Genomic DNA, 22,692 nt, shown 5'->3' with positions numbered 1-22,692 from the left:
GCTATCTACTCATTGCCGGCTAAGGCGTCATCAAACGACGAAGCCAAGACTCTCGTCTTGGCTTCGCATCATACCTCTGCTCTGAGCGAACTAGGATCTGGAAGCCTGGGCAGAGTCTCCATTTCCCTTGCTGCCATCTTCGCTGCGCCCTTCCTTCTTCCCTCGCTTGCTGGCCAGCCAATCGGAAGCTCGCGCAATCATGGCATAAAACGATGGCACGAAGAAACTGGCAAGTATCGCGACCGAAGCCATACCTACCGCCACAGTGGTGCCGATCTCGTGGCTACTGCCGCTACTGGCGCCGGAGGCCAGGGCCAGTGGCAACGTACCGAAGATAAATGCCAGAGACGTCATGACGATGGGGCGAAAACGCTGTTCTGCCGCATTGCTGGCCGCCTCGCGAATCGACATGCCTTGCTCCTTGCGCTGCAGCTCGGCGAATTCGACGATCAGGATAGCGTTCTTCGCCGCCAGACCAACCACCACCAGCATACCAACCTCGACATAGACGCCGATATTCAACCCGCGCAATGCGACACCGCCGATCGCGCCCAGAAAGGCAAAGGGCACCGCGGTCAGTACTGCTAGTGGCAACGACCAGCTTTCATACTGTGCTGCCAGGATCAGGAACACCATCAACAGACCGAAAACAATAGCGAGCGACGCCGCGTTACCGGTATTGACCTCCTGATAGGCAGTACCGGTCCAGCCCATGCTCCAACCTTCACCCAGGGTCTCTTTGACCACCTCTTCCATGACGGTGATCGCCTGACCGGAGCTATATCCCGGCGCCGGCCCACCCTGGAACTGGGCAGCAGAATACACGCTGTAGCGTGTCGCCACCGCGGGCGCGGTGATGCGCTCCAAGGTAACGAACTCCGCCAAAGGGATGCGCTCGCCGTTGCTGCCACGCACGAAGATATTGCTCAGATCCTCCTCGGAACGACGAAACTCGGCTTCGTTTTGCAAGAACACCTGGAAGTTGCGGTTCTGATAGGAGAAATAGTTGACGAAGCCGTTACCCAAGGTATTCGACAAGGTGGCATTAAGCGCTTGAATCGGCACCCCGTAGCTCAATGCTTTCTGCTGATCGACGTGCGCTCGATAGGAGGGCACGTTGGGATTGAAGGTAGTGAATACCTGCGACAACTCCTCACGCTTGCTGGCCGCCTGCATAACCTTGTTGGCCGCCTGCCCAAGCTCGTTGGAACTGGCACCTTCCAGCGCTTGCAGGTAGCCAGTGAACCCCCCGGTCGTGGACAACCCCGGGATCGGGGGCAAATTGAAGGAACGCAGCGTTCCGCCTGCGGTCTGCGCACCGATCTTGTTGATGCGCGCGATAATGTCATCCGCGGTAAGATCGCGTTTCCCCCAGGATTCTAAGCTGACAAAAATGCTGCCCCGAGCGGTGTTTACAGAGCTTGTGAGTATGTCATAACCGGCGATCGCCGAGACGTACTCGACGCCGGGTATCTTTTCGAACTTGGTACTGAGTGCATTCATGTAATCGGTGGTACGCGCCAACGAGGCAGCGTCCGGCAGGCTGACCGAGGCCACGGCAATGCCCTGGTCTTCCTGCGGCACCAGGCTCGAGGGCGTACTCTCATAGAGCCAGTACGACCCCACGAGTACCGCCGCGGTCAGCGCTAGAGCCACTATCCAGAACCTGATAAGGGCATGCACGATCTTCATGTAGACTCGGGTGACCCCATCAAAGCCCTTGTTGAACCAGCGCCCCGGCGTGTGTATCGCACGCATGAACTTGGACTCTTCTTGCGGGCTTTTCTTGTGCTTAATAAAGATTGCAGCCAGCGCCGGTGTCAGTGTCAGCGCTACAACAGCTGAGATAGCCACGGAAATGGCAATGGTGAGCGCGAACTGCTTATAGATCTGACCGGTGAAACCGCCCAGAAACGCCACCGGCACGAATACCGCTGCCATGATGAAGGCGGTCGCAATGATCGGCCCACCGACCTCGCGCATGCCCTCGCTGACTGCATCGACAATCGATACATCTTTATCCTCCTCGAGCAGGCGCTCGACGTTCTCCACCACCAGAATGGCATCGTCCACCACGATACCGATGGCCAGTATCAATGCGAACAAGGACAGCAGGTTGATCGAGAATCCCAGCATATACAGCCCGGCAAAGGCGCCCAGCACCGATACCGGCACCACGGTCATGGCGATGACGGTGGCGCGAAAGTTCTGCAGAAACAACAGCACAATGACCGCGACGATGATGAAGGCTTCGATAAAGGTATGCGTCACGGTTTCGATGGAGGCGTCGATGAACAAGGTGGTGTCGTAGGGCACCTCATACTCAAGCCCTGCCGGGAAGCGTTCGGCCAGCCGCGCCATGGTCTTCTTGACCTTGGCCGCCGTTTCCAGAGCGTTCGCCCCCGGCTGCTGATTGATGGCAAGTGGCGCCATGGTCCCGCCGTTGAGATTGGCGTTTACCGCATAGGAAGAAGCCCCCAGCTCGATACGCGCCACGTCTTTTAGCAATAGCGACGATCCGTCCGGGTTGGTACGCAGATAGATGTTGCGGAACTCTTCGGCATCGGACAGGCGCCCACCGGCAGAAATGGTATAGGTATAGGGTCGCGGATCTCCCTGGGGTTCCGCAGCGAGACTGCCCGCAGGCACCTCAGTATTCTGCGACCTTATGGCGCTGGCGACTTCCGCCGGGGTCAGGTCGTACTGGGCAAGCTTGTCCGGTTCGAGCCAGATGCGCATGGCGAACTCGCTTCCGCCCAAGGCCTCTGCCTGACCTACCCCGGGGATCTGGCGCAACTCGTCGAGAATATTGAGCACCGCGTAGTTCTGCATGTAGGTCTTGCTGTACTCCCCGCTGGGGGAGTTCAACGCCACAAACAGAAGAATACTGCTCGAGCTCAATTCGACCTCGACTCCTTGCGACTGCACCGCTTCGGGCAACTGGGAGAGCGCCGACTGCACTCGGTTGTTGACGTTGATGGTATTGATATCACCATCGGAGCCGATCTCGAAGGCGACACTCATACTCATGGTGCCGTTGTCGGAGCTGTTCGAGGTCATGTAGATCATGTTCTCGACGCCGTTGATCTCCTCGGCCAGAGGCGCCGCCACGGTCTGAGAGACGGTCTCTGCGTTGGCTCCGGGGAAGGTCGCCCGTACTGAAACCGTGGGCGGCACCACGCTGGGATACTGCTGGATTGGCAGACCACTCATCGCCAGTGTCCCGACTACGACGAGGATGATCGAAAGGACCGTGGCGAAGATCGGTCGCTTGATGAAGAAATCAGAGAAATTCATTCGCTGCTTTCTCCTTCAGCGGTCTTTTCACCCTTCTGATCATCAGCCTGATTGTCAGCAGAGTCCTGCTGCGAGGCGGCATCGCTTTGCTGTGCTTGCCCTTTCTGCTTGCCTTGCTCCGAAGCGCCGCCAGAGTCGCCATTCTGGGCGGACAGTTTTTCCGGATTGCCGGAATAGGGCTGGGGGTCGATCTTGGTGCCCGCCTCGATTCCCCCCGGGTCGCTGACGATGACGCGATCGCCAGATTCGAGTCCATCGGCGATGACTTGCAGCGCCCCGGCGATATCCCCCGGCGTCACATTTTTAGTGCGCGCCTTGTTGTCGTCATCAAGCACATATACCTGAGGGCCCATCAGCCCCTGGGTCACGGCGATCTCTGGCACTGCGAAAACATCATAACGCCTCATGTTCTTGAGCTGCACTCGTGCGAACTGTCCCGGCAACAAAAGACCGTCAGGATTGTCGAACATGGCCCTTGCCTGCACCGTGCTGGTATCGTCATTGACGCGAGAGCCCAGGAAGTCGATATTGCCTTTGAGTTGTTGCTGTTTCGTATCGCTGCTACCAGGAAGCTTTAATGCCGCCGTGATATCAGCGCCCTGCTGCCGCTGACGGCGTAAATCGAAGGCCTCCTGCTGAGGCAGGCCGAAGCGCACTTCAATGGGATTCATGGGCGTGATGGTGGCAAGCTCCGTGCCTACATCGACCACATTGCCCACGTTGACATCACTCAGGCTGATCATGCCGGCCACTGGCGCCTGCACATCCGAATATCCCAGATCGATCTTGGCGCTTTCCAGCGCCGCCTGGGCTTGCGCTACGCTGGCTTCCGCCACGCGCTTTTCAGCCACTGCCTGATCGTACTGCTGCTGACTGACGGAGTTTTGCGCCAGCAGCTTTTTATAGCGCGCGGCATCGCGCTCGGCGCGAAAGGCCTGGGCCTTGGCGCTCTGCAGGTCCGCCTTGCGCTGATTGACCGTCGCCTCGTAAACATCAGGCTCGATGATGTAGAGACTCTGACCTTTCTCGACCATTTCGCCGGGCTCGAAATTACGCGCTTCAAGTTCGCCCCTGACGCGAGCGATGATGGTGACTTGCTGTTCGCTGCGCAATTTGGCGGAGTAGGAGCGATCGTAGTCGATGTCCCGACGCTCCATGGTCATGACCTGAGCCTCTCGCGCTGGCTGCTCCTGTTGCTGGTTTTTCTGATCGTTCCCTTGATCATTCTCGGAGCCGCAACCCGCCAGCAGCGACGCTATCAATAGTCCGGCGATCCATCCGTGTCTTGCACTCGCGATGCGCATCGGCGCGCTCCTTAGTCCTTTACTTGAGTTCAGTGGCCCAGAGACGGCCGATGGCCGCACAGGATACAACCATACATCCATGTATGTAAATATCATGCTCTTGGCGTTATGATAGAGTTACGTGCATTTAAGCGAGTCGATGTAACCCATGGTCAGACGTACCAAAGCCGAAGCGATCGCTACCCGGGAAGCCCTCCTTGACGCGGCTGAAACGACTTTTTTCGATAATGGTGTAGCGCGAACCTCCCTGGAACAGATTGCTCGCCATGCTGGGATGACCCGAGGCGCCGTCTATTGGCATTTCAAAAACAAGGCCGCCCTTTTTCATGCCTTGATTGAGCGTGTTCGCATGCCTTTCGAAGAGTTGATCGAGGAAGTCGACAAACCCGCCCGACTCGACTCCCCGCTGGAAACTCTACGCCTGGTCTGCCATCGCGGACTGGCACGCCTCGAACAGCCCCATATATGCCGGGTACATTCGATCCTGCTGCATCGCTGCGAATTCTTCGGCGACATCAATCCGCTGGAAATGCAGAATCGTATGGCCCAGGAGTGTCACGACGAGCTATATGCGCAGTTTCACAAGGCCTACGAACAACATATGCTGCATCCCTCTCTGTCCCCAGAAACGGCTACCCACTTACTGCAATCGACGCTGGGCGGTCTTTTCCATGATTGGCTACGCCAGCCCGAGCGGTTTTCGCTGAGTGAAAAAGGTGGGGCATTGATCGACACGCTTTTTCAGCTCATGAGCCCGTCTTCTTCATGCCAACCCTCTTCAAGATAGTCGAATACTCAACCCAGTTCGTCGATCGTACGCTCTACGGCATCCCGGTAGCCGGCGCCAAAAAGCAACAGGTGGTTGAGTAGCGGATAGAGCTGGAACAATCCTTTTCGCCGGAGCCAGTCGTCGGGACGGTTACCATTCCAGTAGGCTTCAAAGAAGGCAGCGGATGGCGAACCGAACAGGGTCAGCATAGCGAGATCCACCTCCGGATAGTGACGATATACCGCCGGATCGATGATTGCCGGGCCTTCGCGAGTATAAAACACGTTACCGGACCACAGATCGCCGTGCACCAGGCTCGGCCGGACATTCGGCAGCCAGCTTTCGAGTTCTTCGGCGATGCGAGTCAATCTCTCGAAGGTGCTCTTTCTCAGCAAACCTTTTTCAGCACACGCCTGTCCTAGCGGCAAGAGGCGCCGCTCACGCTGAAAGCGGCGTCCATCGCTACAAGGCGTATTGTTTTGAGGGGTCGGCCCACAGGCGTTATCGCTTTCCCAGCCGTGAGTTTTATTGCTCTCTTGATGAAGCTGGCGCAATCCTTCGCCCAGCTGATGGTCGGCCTGGGTTCCACCCGAGACCGCGTCCAGCGCCTCCATGACCAGCATGTCAGCATCGATCCCCAGCACCTCGGGAACGATCAGTGACGTTCCTGCGGCATGCAATGCACGTAAACCGTCGGCTTCTCCAAGCAAACGAGCAGGGTCGTCCTGCTTGACGACCACTCGCCCCCAGTCGGTATGCAGTTGCCAAACCTGAGCGCTATCTCCCCCGGAAAGCGGCATCAATTCGCTGCAGGGATTGATATGCAAGGCTTGAAGTCGTTTGCGCCAATCGCTGGAAACCATGGAAGTTTTCCTTCAATACCCTTGTCTTCAAGAAGATTCAGCCGGTTTGATTCGTTTCGCCATGGGCATGGTGATCGGAATGCTTGCTCAACCCCTTCTGAAAGAGGGCCTGCAATTCCGCCATGGCCGCCTGATCGTCGGCGACGAGCGCCGACATATCGTCGCGATGCTTGTAAGAATCCTCGAACAGCTTGTGGTCGAACTCACGAAAGGTGCGCACTGCATCCATGGCGTTGGAACTCGGATAGCCCATGCCCTTGAGCACCTCAGTACTCATTTCCATGCTGGCGGCGAAGGTTTCGCGCACCACTACCTTGGCCCCCAGATCCATCAGTTGCCAGGCATGATGGCGATTACGCGCCCGAGCAAACACTTGAAGATGGGGAAAGTGGTCCCGAGCCTGACGCGCGATACGTGTTGCGGCCTCTTCGTCATCCACGGCAATCACCAGAATCCTGGCCTGCTCGGCCCCTGCTGAACGCAATAGATCCAGACGGGTGGCATCTGCATAGTAGATACGCGACCCGAAGCGGCGGATGAATTCCACCTGGGTAATGTTCGGATCCAGCGCCGTGAAGTTCAGATTCTGGGATTTGAGTATCCGGGCCACCATCTGCCCGAAGCGGCCCAGCCCAGCGATCAATACCGTCGGTGAGTCGTCGGCAAAATTGCCATCATAGGGTTGGTTTTGCTTGAGGCGGTCGCCCAGACCCTCGCCGATTTGATAAAGAAATGGCGTAAGCGCCATGGATAGAGTGACCGCAGCAATACATAGGCTGGCGATGCGCTGCTCGAATATTCCTATGCTGACTCCCGCGGTTAGCAACACGAAATCGAACTCGCCGCCCTGGGAGATGACCGTCGCCAAGCGGGGAATTTCCGGACGCGGCAGTCGCGCGATCAAACCGACGACAGCGATGACGACGAGCTTTCCTATCAGGGTCAGCAATGTGATGGCGAGCACCCATCCAATATTCTCGAAAACCAGGGCCAGGTTCACCGACATGCCCACGGCAATGAAGAACAGGCCAAGCAATAGGCCCTTGAACGGTTCGATATTGGCTTCAAGCTCATGGCGATAAATGGTATCTGCCAGCAGCACGCCGCCCAGAAAGGCGCCCAGCGCCATGGAAAGCCCTGCCCACTCCATTACCAGGGCCATTCCCAACACCAGGAACAATGCCGCCGCGGTAAAGATTTCATTCACTTCACTACGTGCTACCAATGCCAGTACCCGGGGGAAAACCAGCCTGCCGAACACGATGGCGGCTCCCACGGTCGCTGCGGCACGCAGCACGAGAAGCAGAGACTCTCCGAAGGAAAGAGTCGTGCCGCCAGCGACCAATGGCAAGGCCGCCAACAATGGGATGACTGCCAGATCCTGAAAAAGCAGAATCGTAAAGGCCGTCTGACCATGTGGGGAGGTCAGCTGCTGGCGCGCGTTGAGTACCTGCAATGCAAAGGCCGTGGAGGACAACGCGAGGGTCAGCCCCAGCAGGATCGACACCTCAAGCGTCAGATCCAGCATCAGGCCGATGGGTGTCAGTAGCGCGCCGCTTGCCAGCAGTTGCAGGCTCCCCAGGCCAAAAAGACGCTTGCGCATGGTCCATAGCCGAGACGGCTCGAGGGAAAGACCGATGATGAACAACAGCATGACCACGCCGAATTCGGCGAAATGCAGCACAGACTCGGGCTCGGCAATGAAGCCAGTCACCGAAGGGCCCAGCAATAGCCCAACACTCAAATAGCCGAGAATGGAGCCCAGCCCTAGCCGCTGAAATAGGGGAACAGCGACGATCGCAGCCCCCAGGAGTACTGCCGCTTCAAGCAAAAAGCTCATGATGATTCTCGTTGGGAAATGGTGACGTTATGCCGGAAAGGCAATCGCTCTTGGGCCTGACGATAGTACAACTCGATATGCGCGCGCTCCTGGGCGCAAAAATGTGCGACGGCACGACGAAAATCTGGCTCGGCGATATAGTGCAGGGAACGCAGCTGCCGCGGTGCAAATCCCCGCATCAACTTGTGCTCGCCTTGTGTGCCCGGATCGAATCGGGTCAATCCGTTTTCCAGGCAGTGCTCAATACCCTGGTAATAACAGGTTTCGAAATGCAGACAGTCCGCCTCCACTTCACTCCCCCAGTAACGGCCATACAAGGTCTTGTTACCCTGCAGGCAAAGTGCTGCCGCGATTGGCTGCTCTTCTACCTGCGCCTGAACAAGCACCAACGCCTCGGGCAAGGTGCGTTGCAACCGCTGAAAGAAGTCGAAGGGCAGATAAGGACGCTGGCCGCGCTCCAGATAGGTCATCTGATAACAGCGGTAGAAATGCGCAAGTGCCGCTGAGCCGATTTTCTCACCGGTCAGACGTGACAGTGTAATCCCCTGTTCCGCTACACGCCGCCGTTCACGACGAATTTCCTTGCGCCGTTTCGAGCTCATCGCCGCCAGAAACCCATCAAAATCACCGTACCCCGCGTCATGCCACTGGAATTGAACGCCCCGGCGCTCGAGCAGCTCGGGCGCCGCGACTTTCCAGGCATCGACTTCCGCGTCTTCGGCGAACAACAGATGCCAGCTCGAAAGGCGCTCATCGCAACAATGTTCTGCCAGCGCCGCAAACACGGCGGCTGGCTTTTCGATCCGTGCACTGATGGAGGCCCGCGTGCCCGGGGCCGGTGTATAAGGTATCGCCGTCAGAGCCTTTGGGTAGTAGTCGCCGCCGGCTCGCTCCCAAGCGTCCGCCCAGGACCAATCGAACACATACTCGCCCCGGGAATGACTCTTGTAATAGCGCGGCACTGCTGCCACGAGAATATCTTCCTGCCAGACCAGCAAATGCGCCGGCGTCCAGCCGGTAGCGGATGTTACCGCGCCGGAGGCCTCCAGGGCATGCAGGAATTCATGTCGCAAAAAAGGTTGGTCGGCATCGATCAGAGCATTCCATTGCCGTGCGGGTACAGCCTCCATGGAGGCAATAGTGCGTACCTCTAAGCGCATCTTTTCTCCTTGCGCAGCGCCTATCAGTTGCCGTTAAGGACTTTGTCCAGGGTCAGCAATGCAGCTTGCCAGGAAGCCGCGTCTGCGGCGGCATCATAAGCCAGAGGCAGGTCGAACTGCGCTGCCGCTTCATCTGCTGCCGGGTTGGTGAAACCATGGGTGGCCGTTGGATAGTTGACGACCTCGACCCGAGCGCCCTGCGCTTTGAGTGCCTGGGCCATCGCGATTAGATCCTCGCGTTTGACCAGCGGATCCTGGGCGCCGTTGTAAATCTTTACCGCACCATCGAAAGCCTGGGGATTGGAAGCCGCCTGGGCAGGGGTACCATGAAAGCTGATCGCTGCTTTGATGGGCATACCCGAGAGGGCCATGTTCATGACCACCCCACCACCGAAACAGTAACCAATAGCCGCCATGCCCTTGCTCTCATCCACCCAGGGGCTCTCGCGCAAACTGGCCATGGCGGCTTCGAGGCGCGCCCGGGCCGAGGGCCAATCCTTCATGACCTGGCTCGAGAACATGCCGGCGTCGTCAGGATGCGTGGCTACCTGGCCATCTCCATACATGTCCACGGCCAATGCCACGAAGCCCAGGGCTGCCAGCTGGTCGGCTCGGGCCCGGGTATAGTCGTTTAGACCCCACCACTCGTGCACCACGATTACCGCGGGGCGAGGCTGGTCGTCATTGACATTGCGTGCCAGATAACCCTCATAGGTCTCGCCGCCTGTCGAGTAGGTGAAGCGCTCACCTTTAACCTGCGGGCCCATCTTGATGTTTACCTCGAGCTCCATGTCCGTGGGCGATGTTTGAGTCTGGGCGATGGCGGCGTTCGTCATTGCGCCCCCTAGCAGCCAGAACAGCAAGAAAAGTATGCGCATGACAGAGCCTCCTTTTTTGTCCTTGTTTTTACCATAGCATGGCTTGCCGTGGCGCTCATGGGCGAGCGCAGTAATTCGTCAACGCCCTCTCAGCCTATACCGCATGCTTTATCTATCTATCGCTCAGGGCCTGGTGAACGCGGTTACGACCCCCACGCTTGGCTGCGTAGAGCCCCATATCCGCCCGGTGCATCAACGCTTCGAGTGTTTCTGTGTCGTGTCGTTCGGCAATACCGAAACTGACAGTGAAATTCAGCCACTGGCCGTAGAACTCGACCTGGGTCTCCTCGAATTCCAGGCGTAACCGCTCCGCCAGCTTAGCAGCTTCATGAAGGGCATGGCCGCTCAACATCAACGCAAACTCCTCCCCGCCGATGCGTCCGAAAATATCATGGGAGCGCAGGGTTCTGCGACAGATATCCCCCAGGCTTGCCAGCACCAGATCACCCGCAGCGTGACCATAGGTGTCGTTGATCGCCTTGAAGTTATCGATATCGAAAATCACCAGGGACAAACGCGAAGGCATGGCATCGGCTGCACCAATCTCCGCCTCGATACAGTCCATGAAGGCGCGACGGTTGAGCGCGCCGGTCAAGCTATCCGTCGTGGACATTTCATGCAGCTTCAATTCTCGCAACTTGCGGGCGGTCACGTCACGGACCACTCCCAGAATCCACTCGTAACGATTGGTCTGTGGGCTGACATAAGGCGAGCAGCTGATTTCCAGCCATACGTAGTGGCCTTGGCTATGACGTGCACGCAGTTCAAGCTGCAGAGCCTTGCCCTGGCATGAGGCTTCGTGCAGCCGTCTTTGCACCCGTGGCGCATCGTCCGGGGGCAGCAGCTCGATCAGCGCTCGACCGTAAAGATCTTCTGCGGTATAGCCAAGCATGGCTTCTACAGACGGCGATGCAAAACGACAGACACCATCGGAATCGAACAGCATGATCAAATCACTTACCTGTTCGATGATGAACCTGTATCGCCGCTCGCTTTCGATGAGGGCAAGCTGGGCTTGTTTATGAAGGGTGATGTCTTCACAGAAGCCATGCCACAGCACGCTCCCACCCGCTTCCTGCTGTGGCGTTGCATGACCGGACACCCAGAGCTGATGACCATGAGGATGACGATAGCGAAACTCGCAGCGCCAGACACTCAAACGCAGCGCACTGCGCTGAATGTTGCGCCATAACGTCTCGATATCTTCAGGGTGCACGCGACCAATGGCTTCTTCAGCACTCTCGACAAGCGTCGCGGGAGACATGCCGAATAGCCGCTTTGCACCGGAACTCACCAGAGGGAAGGTCAAGCGTCCTTTCGTGCTCAAACGGCATTGGTACAAGGCGCCAGGCAGCTGGTCGCTCAACTCCTTGAAGCGCCCAAGCAATGACTGACGTTTGGTAACGTCGATCAATGAGCCGACCAACTCCGTGACCTTACCACTCTCATCGCGGTGAAGGTTGATGTCGTCTTGAATATGGCGCCATTCACCTTGAGAGGTTTGCAGGGTGTAGTTAAGGGAAACGCGCTCGCTACCCGTATCGATGGCGTGTTGCAATCGTGTAAGTGCCCCATACCGTGTTTCTTCGGTCAGTAACGCCAGCCAGCGCTCGGGCTCGGCTTGAAGAACATCGCGATCGAGCCCGGCTAGAGGCTCGATACTTTGACACGCATAATGGAGCTGCCCCTGCCACCAATCGACGTTCGTGGCATAAATCACTACCGGGGCCGCTTGCAACAATTTATCGAGAGTCGCCATCGAGTGCTTCAGCAAAGAGGGTGACATACTCATATGATCCCTGAACGTTGGTTCACAGACGTCACGTTCACGCATGTGGTCAATGATGTTGTCGAGATACCCACGCTGAAAACGTAAACCGATGATAACGGGCAATTAAGGCGTTCGCATATTATCCATGTGATACGAATTGTTGGCATCACCATCGGATACGACATCATTGATAATCAGGTTAGAAGCTAACCATAATTAGCAAAGACATAGTGACAGAGCCCCATACATAAGAATAGAGCTAGGCTAGAGAACAAACATAATGTTAGATCGACCGTAAACACTTCTCCGAATGTTATTGAATTTCAACGCTAAAATCTATAGGGCATGACGACCAAGAAAGAATGCCCGAAATTTCCTGAAACGCTTCTGCCCGTAGCCAACTCATCTGGCTGTCTGCATGGCCAATGCCGTGTCCAGCATGCGATTGGAAAACCCCCATTCATTGTCATACCAGGCCATGACCTTGACCAGCCGCCCAGCTACCCGAGTGTGATTGGCATCGAAGATGGAAGAATGGGCATCGTGATTGAAGTCGATTGAAACCAGTGGCTGCGCGTTGACCGCGAGTATCGGCGATTGCTCGGCAGCGGCCTCCATGATCGCGTTGACCTCCTCCTTGGTGGTCTCCCGGCTGGCGGTGAACACCAGATCGACCAAGGATACATTGACTACCGGAACCCGCACCGCCAGGCCGTCGAACTTGCCTTCAAGATCCGGCAATACCCGCCCTACCGCTGCAGCCGCGCCAGTCTTGGTAGGAATCATCGACTGGGTGGCGCTGCGTGCCCTGAAGGGATCCTTATGATAGGCATCGGATAGATTCTGATCGTTGGTGTAGGCATGAACAGTGGTCATCAATCCGCTTTCGATACCGACTCCTTCGTGCAGCGCCTTGGCGACCGGCGCCAGGCAGTTGGTGGTACAGGAGGCATTGGAGACGACCCTATGCTCCGCGGTGAGCACATACTCGTTGACGCCGTAGACGATCATGGCATCCGCATCCGGGCTCGGTGCCGAAATCAGCACGGATTGCGCGCCGGCATCTAGATGTTTTGCGGCCTCCTCACGCTTCTTGAAAAGCCCGGTGCACTCCATCACCAGATCGACCTCAAGCTCTGCCCAAGGCAGCTTGGAAGGGTCGCGTTCGGCATAGATATTGATGCGGTCACCGGCGACATTGAGAGAGTCCTCGTCATGATCGATCGTATAACCGAACTGACCGTGAACGCTATCATGCCTGAGAAGGCGGGCGCTCGTTTCCGGATCGCTCAGATCGTTGATGGCGACGACTTGAACCTGGTCACGATAGGCATTTTCGTAGAGCGCACGCACTACATTGCGGCCAATACGCCCGAAACCATTGATCGCTACGCGTAAAGTCATGAAGGGTCTCCTGCAGCAAGCTAAAATGAATTGATGGCAAGGTCAGCTAACCATCTCGCAATTCGTGAACGACGAGCGACCTTGGTAAAACACTCATGAGATTTACTTATAATTTGGTTCATAACTCAAGGACGTTCAACTCGTTTTTTGTTAAATTTACGTACATAGCGACTCAATTACCGACAGAGGCCTTTTATGAACATCCACCCTACCGTTGCCCAAGTCACTCGCCGTATCCGCGAACGCTCCCAAGAGCGGCGGGCAAGCTATGAGCGCCATATGCAGGATCAGCACCGCCAGGGCGTACATCGTGGTGAGCTTTCCTGCGGTAATCTCGCCCATGGTTTCGCCGCCTGCGGTAGCGAAGACAAAGATCGGTTGAAACTGACCAACAGCGCCAATTTGGGAATAGTTTCGTCATATAACGACATGCTTTCCGCTCACCAACCCTTGGGGGCGTTTCCCGAAACGATCAAGGAAGCGGCGCGACAAATGGGGTCGACCGCACAGTTCGCAGGCGGTGTGCCGGCCATGTGCGACGGTGTGACCCAAGGCCAGCCGGGGATGGAGCTGTCACTTTTTTCCCGGGATACCATCGCCATGGCCACAGCAGTGGCGCTATCCCATAATATGTTCGACGCGGCATTGTTCCTGGGTATTTGTGACAAGATCGTGCCAGGTCTGTTCATAGGCGCAGCACGTTTCGGTCATTTACCCGCGATTTTCGTTCCCGGGGGTCCTATGCCCAGCGGGCTTCCCAACAGCGAGAAGGCGCGGGTACGCCAGCTCTACGCCGAAGGCAAGGTCGGCCGCGACGAGCTACTCGAAGCCGAATCCGAGTCCTATCACAGTCCAGGCACCTGCACGTTCTACGGTACAGCCAATTCCAATCAGTTGATGATGGAGATGATGGGGCTGCACCTACCCGGCGCATCCTTCATCAACCCCAATACGCCGTTGCGCGAAGCGCTGACTCGCTATGCCACGGAGCAGGCGATTCGCAATAGCGAACCCGGCGGCAACTATCGTCCGTTCTGGCAACAGATCGACGAAAAGGCCATCGTCAATGCCGTCGTCGGTCTGCTCGCATCCGGCGGCTCCACCAACCACACGCTGCATCTAGTGGCTATGGCTGGCGCGGTTGGCCTCACGCTCACCTGGGACGACTTTACCGAGCTTTCCGCGGTAACGCCGAGCCTGACCCGCATCTACCCCAATGGGCAAGCGGACGTGAATCACTTCCAGGCTGCCGGCGGCATGAGCTTCCTCATCCGCGAGCTGCTTGATGCCGGTCTGATGCATGGCGACATCCCCTGCGTGTTCGGCGGCGATCTATCCGATTATACCCAAGAGCCCTTTCTTGAGGAGGGCCGGCTGATATGGCGCGATGGCCCGTCTCAGAGTCTGGACCTGGATGTTCTGCGCCCGGTCGCCGAGCCATTCTCGCCCACCGGTGGCCTGACCGTGCTTACCGGCAACCTGGGCCGTGGCGTCATCAAGGTATCCGCGGTCAAACCCGAGCATCGCCTGGTGGAAGCACCAGTGCGCCTGTTCAGCGATCAGAACGAAGTCAAGGCGGCCTTCGATGCCGGCGAGCTCGACCGGGATGTCATCGTGGTGGTGCGCTTCCAGGGCCCACAAGCCAACGGCATGCCAGAGCTGCACAAGCTCACCCCGTACCTGGGGGTGCTTCAGGATCGCGGCTATCAGGTGGCTCTGGTCACGGATGGCCGCATGTCCGGAGCGTCCGGCAAGGTACCTGCTGCCATTCACATGACCCCGGAAGCCATCGACGGCGGCCCCCTGGCCAAGCTTTGCGAGGGCGATGTCGTCCGCCTGGACGCAGACAAGGGCGAGCTGAGCGCAATAGTGGACGACGCTGAATGGCAGGCCAGGGACGCTACCACCCTGGATCTGGAACACTACCGCTATGGCATGGGCCGTGAGCTGTTTGCGGGGTTTCGCCAGCTGGTCAATGGCGCGGAAGAAGGGGCTTCGGTTTTTGACGGCTTCGAGGCCCAGGATCTGGCAAGAGGCATCGATCAGGCATGAGTTCGAGCATGAGTTCAAGCACGAGTTCAGAGATGAGTTCGGATATGCAGGAAATGGCACTGATCGGGGATATTGGTGGTACCAATGCGCGTTTCGCTCTGGTTAAGCGGGGCTCCTTCGAGCTGAAAGATATTCTGATTCTTCGCTGTGCCGATTACCCCCGGCTGGAAGATGCCATTCGCGACTACCTGGACCGGGTCGGCGCTACTGGCGAACGTACGCCGCGAGAAGCATGCCTGGGCTTCGCTTGCCCGGTGCATGCCGACGAAGTGTGCATGACCAATAATGCCTGGTGTTTTTCCAAGCGCCGGGTAAAAGAGACGCTGGGCTTTTCGCTGTTCAAGGTAATCAACGACTTCACCGCTCAGGCGCTGGGTGTGCCTCATCTTCTGGCGGATGAGTTGATCCCCTTGAAGACCGGCACAAGCGAGCCGCATCGCGCCCGCTTGATCATCGGTCCAGGTACCGGGCTTGGGGTTGCAGGGCTTTTTCCAGGTCAGAACAACTGGATTCCGCTACCCACCGAAGGCGGACATGCCACCTTCGCCCCCACGGATGATCGTGAGCGTGAATTGCTGGGGTACTTTCAAGAGAAGTACGGCCGCGTTTCCATGGAGCGTTTATTGTGTGGCCAGGGGTTGCTCGATCTGTATCGCGCTCATGCGGCCCTTGCCGGAAAGGCGCCACTCTACAACTCTGCTGCTGATGTTACCGGCGCGGCCCGGGCTGGCGATGCCCTGGCCGAAGAGGTACTCCTGCGCTTTCTGAAGATTCTTGGGGATGCCTGCGGCGATGCGGCACTTATGATTGGCGCCCAGGGCGGTATCTATTTATGCGGCGGGATCCTTCCTCGGCTCGTCGATTGGCTTCAACGCAGCCGTTTTTGTGAAGCATTCACCCACAAAGGGCGCATGAGCGATTACAATGCGCGCATTCCGGTCTGGGTGGTCAACGCACCCTGGACTGGCTTGCTTGGCGCCGTGGAGGCGCTTCACAACAAGGAGGTTGAATGATTCCGACATCCCTGCGCCAGCTACTCGATGCCACTCAAGGCCAACGTCTTGAAATCTGGGAGGGCAGACAAGTATGGCTGGCTCGGGAGCCTTGGGGAGAGCTTGTCGTATCCTTGCAAGGGGCGCAGGTGCTGCACTTTCTACCCGCTCCCGAAGCCGAGCGATTACCCACTCCCGAAGCCGCGTCGGTGGCACCACAGGGCTGGCTATGGATGACGCCCACCCCGCAACCATTACCCGGAGCGATTCGTGGCGGTATTCCGCTGTGCTGGCCCTGGTTTGCCAATGAGTCGCCAGATGGCCAAGGAGAGATGCATGGCCCCGCACGCAAGGCGCAGTGGCGCTTGGAGGCAACGGACGAGCACGAGGACGGCATCGAACTCCACCTCTCTCCCGAGACCCGTTTGCACGAGCAGCTTATTCCTCGAGCGGTGATCCAGGCCAACGCACAGCGTCTGCACGTGGAACTGATTACCGAGCATCGCGGCACTACGCCGGTCAAGTTCACCGGTGCTCTGCATACATATCTACAGGTGTCCCATGTGCATCACTGCAACCTCGAAGGGCTGGCCGGGGCCCGCTATCTCGACAAGCTCAAGGGTTTCGCAGAAGGCGTACAGCAGGGCGAACCCGGTATTCGCGGTGCCATCGACCGTATCTATCAGTCCAACCATGAAGTGGTGCTCGACGATGGCGAACGCCGCCTTCGTATTGCCAAGCAAGGTAGCGATTCGACAGTCGTTTGGCACCCGGACCAGGCGCTTCCGCCGGATACCCCGGCCGAGGCAGGACACCAGTTCCTTTGTGTCGAAGCGGCCTGCACCCGACTCGACCCGGTCTGGCTGGTACCCGACGCCCAGCACTTGCTGGCCACCACCATCAGCCGCGGGGATACTCCATGACCGACGATTCGCTGACCTTCGATGTGCCATTCGTGCTGGGCATGATGCATTTGAGCGAATCCTATGAGCTGAGCGATCCTGCACGGCTGGCGGACTGGCTCGAAGCCCGCATCGACGAAGGACTCAACTGGTTCGACCACGCCGACATTCACGGCAAACGTAGCAGTGAGACCCTCTTTGGCCAAGCCCTCAAACAGCGCCCGGCCCTGAAGTCCCGCATCAATGTCATCACCAAGGCAGACGTTGTATTGCCGGCATTGGATACCTCACGTTTCGGGGTAAAGCATTACGATACGTCCGCCGAATACCTCGAATCCGCCATCGACGCCTCGCTGTCCCGGCTGGGGGTAGAACGACTGGAGTATTTTCTACTGCATCGCCCGGACCCCTTGATGGACGCCGAGGCCACTGCCAGGGCCCTGGACGATGCCATCGAAGCGGGCAAGATCGGTGCTGCGGGGGTCTCCAACTTTCTTCCCGAACAGTGGCGGCGCCTGCAACGAGCCATGAACCATCGTCTCGAACTTCATCAGCTGCAGCTGTCGCTAGCGCGCCCCGCCCCCCTGTTCGATGGGCTGTTCGACGCACTGATGAACGACGGCCAGAAGCCCATGGCCTGGTCGCCCTTGGGCGGCGGCTCGGTTTTCGAGGACATTCTGGGCTCGGCACTGACAAAGCTGGCCCAGGAGTTCGGCGTCAGTCGTGCCGGTCTCGCCCTGGCTTGGCTACGCCGTATTCCCGGCAACCCCGTACCGATCATCGGCACTCTCAAGGACAAACGCCTGCGCGCCCTGGCCCAGGAAGGACAGCTGGATATCGATCGTGCCACCTGGTTTGCGCTACTCGAGGAAGCCCGGAGCCAAAGAGTGGCTTAGCGTACTCAGGCCAGACGCTGAGACAGCCATTTTCCAATATCCGCGATCTGCTCAGGACACAGCGCATGAGCCATCTCGTAAGTGCGATAGCGCGCTGGCAAGCCCAAGGCTTTGGCCTGTTCATAGCCTTGACGGCCGAGTGACTCGGGTACTACGGGATCGAAAGTACCGTGATGCACTTCGGTCACCAGCTGACGATTGGCTTCGCTTATCTCCAGGCTGCCCGCGGTGGCGAAATAGGTAGATAAGGCGAGCAATCCCGCCAAGGGCTCGGGGTAAGTCAGTGCCGCGTGATAGGCAACCGCGCCCCCTTGGGAAAAGCCTGCCAGAACGATGCGCCGACTATCGATCCCGCCACGACGCTGATCGTCGATCAATGCCTGGACTTCCTTCGCCGAAGCGATGAGCTGAGCTTCATCGATACGCCGACCAAGATTCATATCCAGGATGTCATACCAGGCCGGCATGCTCACACCACCGTTGATCGTCACCGGGCGCGAAGGCGCATGGGGCAACACGAAGCGCACCGCCAGTTCCGATGGCAGCGTCAACACCGGCACCAGTGGCGAAAAGTCGTGACCGTCGGCCCCCAGGCCGTGCAGTATGATGACGACCGCCTCGGCTGGGCGGTCATTGGAAGGCTCGATAACCAACGGAGAAGTAGCAACCATGAATGAGATCCTTTTGAGCAAGACTCGGTAGTCTACTCCACCACTCTCGGCGCGTTAATGCCTCACGAGCCTGCTCCAGGATCGGATACTAGGATTGGGTGGTCTTGCCCCCCCCTATTCCCAGATGCGCCCGTAACGACTGAATTGGCATCTGTTGGTGATACTCCTGTGCGGGAAGCAGCTGGGCGTCCTCCAGGGGAGAAACGCCTGCCTCATCTTCCTCTTCGATTCTCTCCAGACACTTCAATACGCCAGGCTTATGCACTTCGGCGGGTATGCATAGCAGACCATGGCGCTTCAGCCACTTGCCTGCCTGAATGCTACTGGTAAAACGTATGAGCAGGATGGAGGTCACCATGCCAAGCAATACCGGAGACAGCCACCAGAAGAACAAGGGCGAATAGTAATAGCTGATCGCTCCCCAGATTATTCCCAGTGTCGTGGTCGACCAGGTGCGGCGCCATGCCTCGCGCCAAGGAATCAAACGCCCACCCCGGGATTGTGAACTCCAGGAGACGGTACGTCCCAACAGGATACTGAGCACGAACCAGGCATGAAATGCCATCATCAGCGGGGCGAGCAGAATCGAATAGACGATTTCCAGCAGGGCGCTGACGGTGAGCTTGATGCCGCCCCCGTACTCCTTGCGACGCTGCATCAGCGCTACCAACAACCCCAGCAGCTTGGGCAATACCAGCATGATGACCGTAATGACCAGCAGTGACGCAATCAGCGTTACCCGGGATTCAGGCCACTGGGGGAAAAGCTGATAATTCTGAGTGAAAAACTGAACCTTGGAGACCGCAAGCAGCACCGCATCCGCAGTACTCAAAAGCAGCATGACGATCCAGATCAAGGACGCCATGAACGCCAGGGCCCCAAACAGGAAGTGCAGCCGATTGATCCAATGCAATTTTCGCGCAAACAACAAGCGCAGATGCTGCATGTTGCCTTGGCACCAGCGCCGATCGCGTTTGGCATAATCGATGATATTGCTGGGCAATTCCTCGAAGCTCTCTTCCACGCCGGCATGTAGACGAACCTCCCAGCCAGCACGCCGCAGCAGCGCTGCTTCGACAAAATCGTGACTGAGTATCTCACCCCCTAACGGTGGTTCGCCTGGTAATGCCGGCAAGCCGCAGCTTTCGATAAACGCTGAAATACGAAGGATGGCATTGTGCCCCCAGTAATTGGCGCTATCCCCCTGCCAGACACTCTGCCCCGCGGCCAGCATGGGGCTGTGCAGCGTTGAAGCGAATTGCAGAAAACGACCGAATAGCGTGTCGGCGCGCACCGGTAAGGGTACGGTCTGCAACAGTCCCAGTCGTGGGTTGGCTTGCATGGTGGCGGCCATTCCTACCATGGTACGCCCCCCCATGACGCTATCGGCGTCGATGATGAGCATGCTTTCGTAGAAATGCCCCCAACGGCAGCAGAATTCCGCCAGATTGCCCACCTTACGTCCAGTGTTGTCGTCCCGGCGCCGATAGTAGAGCGTTAGGTCCGGTGCCAGGCGGTGACGCAACAAGGTGGCAGCGCGCTTCTCTTTGGCAGCCACGGCATCGTCGGTGCTGTCACTGAGCAGATAGACATCGAAAGCAGTTGCCTGCCCGGTCTCGATCAATGAGTGGCAGGTGGCTTCCAGCCCTGCCATGACCCGCTCCACGTCTTCGTTGTAGATCGGCATGACCAGCGCGATACGCCGCGAAGGGTCGAGGGTCTGGTCAAGGGGGCGAGCAGGTCCGAGGGTTACCGGATCGCGCTTGAACGCCACAACCAGGAACCCTGCGATGCCCATCCAGAACGAGATCGACAACCAGATGAACATGACCACGAACAATATCCAGATAGTCAGTTCGAGCAGCGTCAAGCCATTGGCGCGCAGGATATCCAGCATCATGTGGCTACCCAGAACGGCGGTCAGTATCGCCAGAGCAAAGAACACAAAGCGGCGCAATGCCAAAAAAGGGATACGATGACGACGCACCGGGGTACTTTCCCTGGCTTGGGGGGTGGATATGCCTTGCTCCATATCGACTACCTTTTCATCCGACTCGCAGTCACGACGCGGATCCGGCGAATCATTGCACGACATTGGGATTCCATATGTAGCTCCAGGTTTCGGTCAACGTCCTACCCCGCAGTTTCAGCTTGAGTTGCATGTCGGAAGACGCCTTGTTCTGAGGTGCCAGCTTGAAACTGGCGCGCCAGGTCCTGCCGTCCGGCAGCTGCGTAACTTCGAGATCACTGACTTTACCGCGAGCCACGGTCAGTTCGGCTTCTACTGGCTGAGAACCGTTCAGGCTGGCGAGTTCATTACCACCACGGAAATCGACGACAAAACGGCGCAAAGTGCGAGGCGCTGGTTCGGCGTCTTTCGCATTGGCGCTCCAGCCTTGGCGCGTGCGTATCACTCGTCCAAGCTCTTGCTCGGGCAAGTGTTTGCCGTAAGTGGACAGACGATATTGATAGCGACGCTCGTCACCAGCGCGAAACTCCTCATCCGGCACCCAGTAGGCAACGATATTGTCGTTGACGCTGGAGTCGACGGGAATTTCGACCAGCTCGACCCCCCCCTCTTTCCAGTCGCCTTCCCGGGGTTCGACCCATAGACTGGGGCGGCGTTGGAAATTCGCTGACATATCAAGGTAACTATCAAATTCGCGATCCCGCTGCATCAGCCCAAATCCAAGCGGCGAGGTATCACGCAGCTGAGTCACGTTGAGGGTCTGTGGGTTGGAAAGCGGACGCCAGATCCATTGATTTCCCGAAGTAAGCATCAACAGACCGTCGGAGTCATGCACTTCCGGTCGAAAATCGTCATGACGGTTGAAGCTGTTTTCACCATGCAGGAACATGCTGGTCAACGGGGCGACCCCGAGCTTGGGGACATCGTTACGAGCGAAAAGATGGGAATCCACGTTGATGACGATGTTATTGGCAACATCGATGTCGAAGCGATAAGCACCCGCTACCGAAGGACTGTCCAGTAACGCTAATAGAGTAACCGTTGCGCTTTCTGACTCGGGCTCGACCAGCCAGAAAGAGCGAAAGGCAGGAAACTCTTCGCCCCCTTGGGTCGCGGTGTTTACCGCCAGACCTCGTGCGGAAATTCCATAGCCTTGGCCACGTCCGGCAACGCGGAAATAAGAAGCGCCCAGATACACCAGAAACTCATCCTTGCGATGAGGTGTGTTCAATGGGTAGTGCAACCGAAGCCCCGCAAACCCAAGCTTACGCTGATCCATATTGGCAAGCTCATCGCGCACCCGTGCCGCTTTCTTTCCGTAATCGAACATGCCCATCTCGAAGTTCACATCCTCGATCCGACCATTTTCGAGCACACGAATATCGACAGGGGTATCGTAAAGAAAGCCGAGGTGAAAGAACTGCACCTCGAATAGCCCTTCATTGCTCCACAGGGCCGAATCCTTGCGAAAGTGAATATCTTGATAGGTGCTGTAATCGAGATTAGCCAGAGATTCGGGTAACGGTGATTGAGGCTGCTGGTATTCGCTGCTGGCTTTTTCCTGGGCAAGTTCGGTCACTTTCTCGAATAACGCTTCCGGCGATACGCGAGGCGAGGCTTCGAGCCGGATATCGGCAACAGCAACCACCGCGGATCGCGCGCTGTCCTCATTCGTTGCCTGAGTAGTAGCCTGTGGTGAAGTTTCCTGGGCGTGGGACTGTGCCATTCCAAGTGCGCATACCAAGGCGGTTATCGACAGACATTGCCACGCATTCATGTAATTTCCTCATCTCCTTGTTCACGGTTCGACCCTTTCCCTGTCCGAGACGATGACTCCATTGTTGTGATGCGCCAAGCAACGGGTCAATACGTGGTAGCGTAATCTGACGTTTGCTCAACTGTTCTGTTGTCGGCTTGTCTACGG

Annotated in this window: 16 protein-coding genes; 5 read left to right on the top strand and 11 right to left on the bottom strand. The window is 57.6% G+C overall.

The genetic code is table 11. The features are described 5' to 3' along the window. Positions 1–90: 90 nt before the first annotated feature. Together H7850_RS02440 and H7850_RS02435 are read right to left on the bottom strand one after the other, a co-directional pair. A complete protein-coding gene (locus tag H7850_RS02440; protein ID WP_227367799.1) occupies positions 91–3,297 on the bottom strand; it encodes an efflux RND transporter permease subunit in 3,207 nt (1,068 codons plus the stop codon). Beyond that, positions 3,294–4,601 carry an efflux RND transporter periplasmic adaptor subunit gene (locus tag H7850_RS02435; protein WP_227367798.1) on the bottom strand — a complete coding sequence of 436 codons (1,308 nt, stop codon included), beginning with the start codon at positions 4,599–4,601 and terminating at the stop codon, positions 3,294–3,296. Before H7850_RS02435 ends, H7850_RS02440 begins: the two co-directional genes overlap by 4 nt. Before the next feature lie 148 nt (positions 4,602–4,749). Between H7850_RS02435 and H7850_RS02430 the strand changes: the two genes are divergently transcribed. After that, positions 4,750–5,388, top strand: coding sequence for a TetR family transcriptional regulator (locus tag H7850_RS02430; RefSeq protein ID WP_227367797.1), 639 nt, complete (start codon positions 4,750–4,752; stop codon positions 5,386–5,388). An 8-nt stretch (positions 5,389–5,396) separates the two neighbouring features. Here the strand turns inward: H7850_RS02430 and H7850_RS02425 are convergent, their stop codons facing one another. The 6 genes from H7850_RS02425 to gap all read right to left on the bottom strand — a co-directional run bounded on the left by H7850_RS02425 (position 5,397) and on the right by gap (position 13,286). Then, positions 5,397–6,233, bottom strand: a complete 837-nt coding sequence (locus H7850_RS02425; protein ID WP_227367796.1) for a fructosamine kinase family protein — start codon at positions 6,231–6,233, stop codon at positions 5,397–5,399. 37 nt (positions 6,234–6,270) lie between these two features. Continuing rightward, positions 6,271–8,073: a monovalent cation:proton antiporter-2 (CPA2) family protein gene (locus tag H7850_RS02420; protein ID WP_227367795.1), complete on the bottom strand. Its 1,803-nt coding sequence runs from the start codon at positions 8,071–8,073 to the stop codon at positions 6,271–6,273. Beyond that, entirely contained in the window at positions 8,070–9,233 is a 1,164-nt protein-coding gene (locus H7850_RS02415) for a GNAT family N-acetyltransferase (protein WP_227367794.1), read from the bottom strand. The genes H7850_RS02420 and H7850_RS02415 overlap by 4 nt, the downstream gene beginning before the upstream one ends. A 23-nt stretch (positions 9,234–9,256) precedes the next feature. After that, a complete protein-coding gene (locus tag H7850_RS02410) occupies positions 9,257–10,111 on the bottom strand; it encodes a dienelactone hydrolase family protein (RefSeq protein WP_227367793.1) in 855 nt (284 codons plus the stop codon). Between the two features lie 112 nt (positions 10,112–10,223). Then, entirely contained in the window at positions 10,224–11,897 is a 1,674-nt protein-coding gene (locus tag H7850_RS02405) for a diguanylate cyclase (protein ID WP_227367792.1), read from the bottom strand. A gap of 387 nt (positions 11,898–12,284) precedes the next feature. Continuing rightward, complete coding sequence (gap, locus tag H7850_RS02400) at positions 12,285–13,286, bottom strand: type I glyceraldehyde-3-phosphate dehydrogenase (protein WP_227367791.1); 1,002 nt, start codon at positions 13,284–13,286, stop codon at positions 12,285–12,287. A 195-nt stretch (positions 13,287–13,481) separates the two neighbouring features. On the opposite strand from gap, the gene edd reads away from it, so the two are divergent. From edd to H7850_RS02380, 4 genes are read left to right on the top strand one after another with little or no spacing between them, the layout of a single operon-like run. Continuing rightward, positions 13,482–15,338: a phosphogluconate dehydratase gene (edd, locus tag H7850_RS02395; protein WP_227367790.1), complete on the top strand. Its 1,857-nt coding sequence runs from the start codon at positions 13,482–13,484 to the stop codon at positions 15,336–15,338. Between the two features lie 44 nt (positions 15,339–15,382). Beyond that, positions 15,383–16,351: a glucokinase gene (gene glk, locus H7850_RS02390; RefSeq protein ID WP_227368526.1), complete on the top strand. Its 969-nt coding sequence runs from the start codon at positions 15,383–15,385 to the stop codon at positions 16,349–16,351. After that, positions 16,348–17,253: a D-hexose-6-phosphate mutarotase gene (locus tag H7850_RS02385; protein ID WP_227367789.1), complete on the top strand. Its 906-nt coding sequence runs from the start codon at positions 16,348–16,350 to the stop codon at positions 17,251–17,253. Before glk ends, H7850_RS02385 begins: the two co-directional genes overlap by 4 nt. Further along, entirely contained in the window at positions 17,250–18,128 is an 879-nt protein-coding gene (locus H7850_RS02380) for an aldo/keto reductase (protein WP_227367788.1), read from the top strand. Before H7850_RS02385 ends, H7850_RS02380 begins: the two co-directional genes overlap by 4 nt. A 5-nt stretch (positions 18,129–18,133) precedes the next feature. Here the strand turns inward: H7850_RS02380 and H7850_RS02375 are convergent, their stop codons facing one another. From H7850_RS02375 to H7850_RS02365, 3 genes are all read right to left on the bottom strand, one after another. Next, the gene (locus H7850_RS02375) at positions 18,134–18,799 is read right to left on the bottom strand and encodes an alpha/beta hydrolase (protein ID WP_227367787.1); all 666 of its coding nucleotides are present in this window, start codon (positions 18,797–18,799) and stop codon (positions 18,134–18,136) included. An 88-nt stretch (positions 18,800–18,887) separates the two neighbouring features. Continuing rightward, positions 18,888–20,894 carry a glucans biosynthesis glucosyltransferase MdoH gene (gene mdoH, locus H7850_RS02370; protein ID WP_227367786.1) on the bottom strand — a complete coding sequence of 669 codons (2,007 nt, stop codon included), beginning with the start codon at positions 20,892–20,894 and terminating at the stop codon, positions 18,888–18,890. Beyond that, entirely contained in the window at positions 20,881–22,545 is a 1,665-nt protein-coding gene (locus tag H7850_RS02365; protein WP_227367785.1) for a glucan biosynthesis protein, read from the bottom strand. Before H7850_RS02365 ends, mdoH begins: the two co-directional genes overlap by 14 nt. Positions 22,546–22,692: the final 147 nt, after the last annotated feature.

The sequence above is a fragment of the Halomonas sp. M20 genome, assembly GCF_020622265.1.
Taxonomy (GTDB): Bacteria; Pseudomonadota; Gammaproteobacteria; order Pseudomonadales; family Halomonadaceae; genus Modicisalibacter.
The sequence above is the reverse complement of the archived record's forward strand: the minus strand, read 5'-3'. Positions and strand labels throughout refer to the sequence as shown.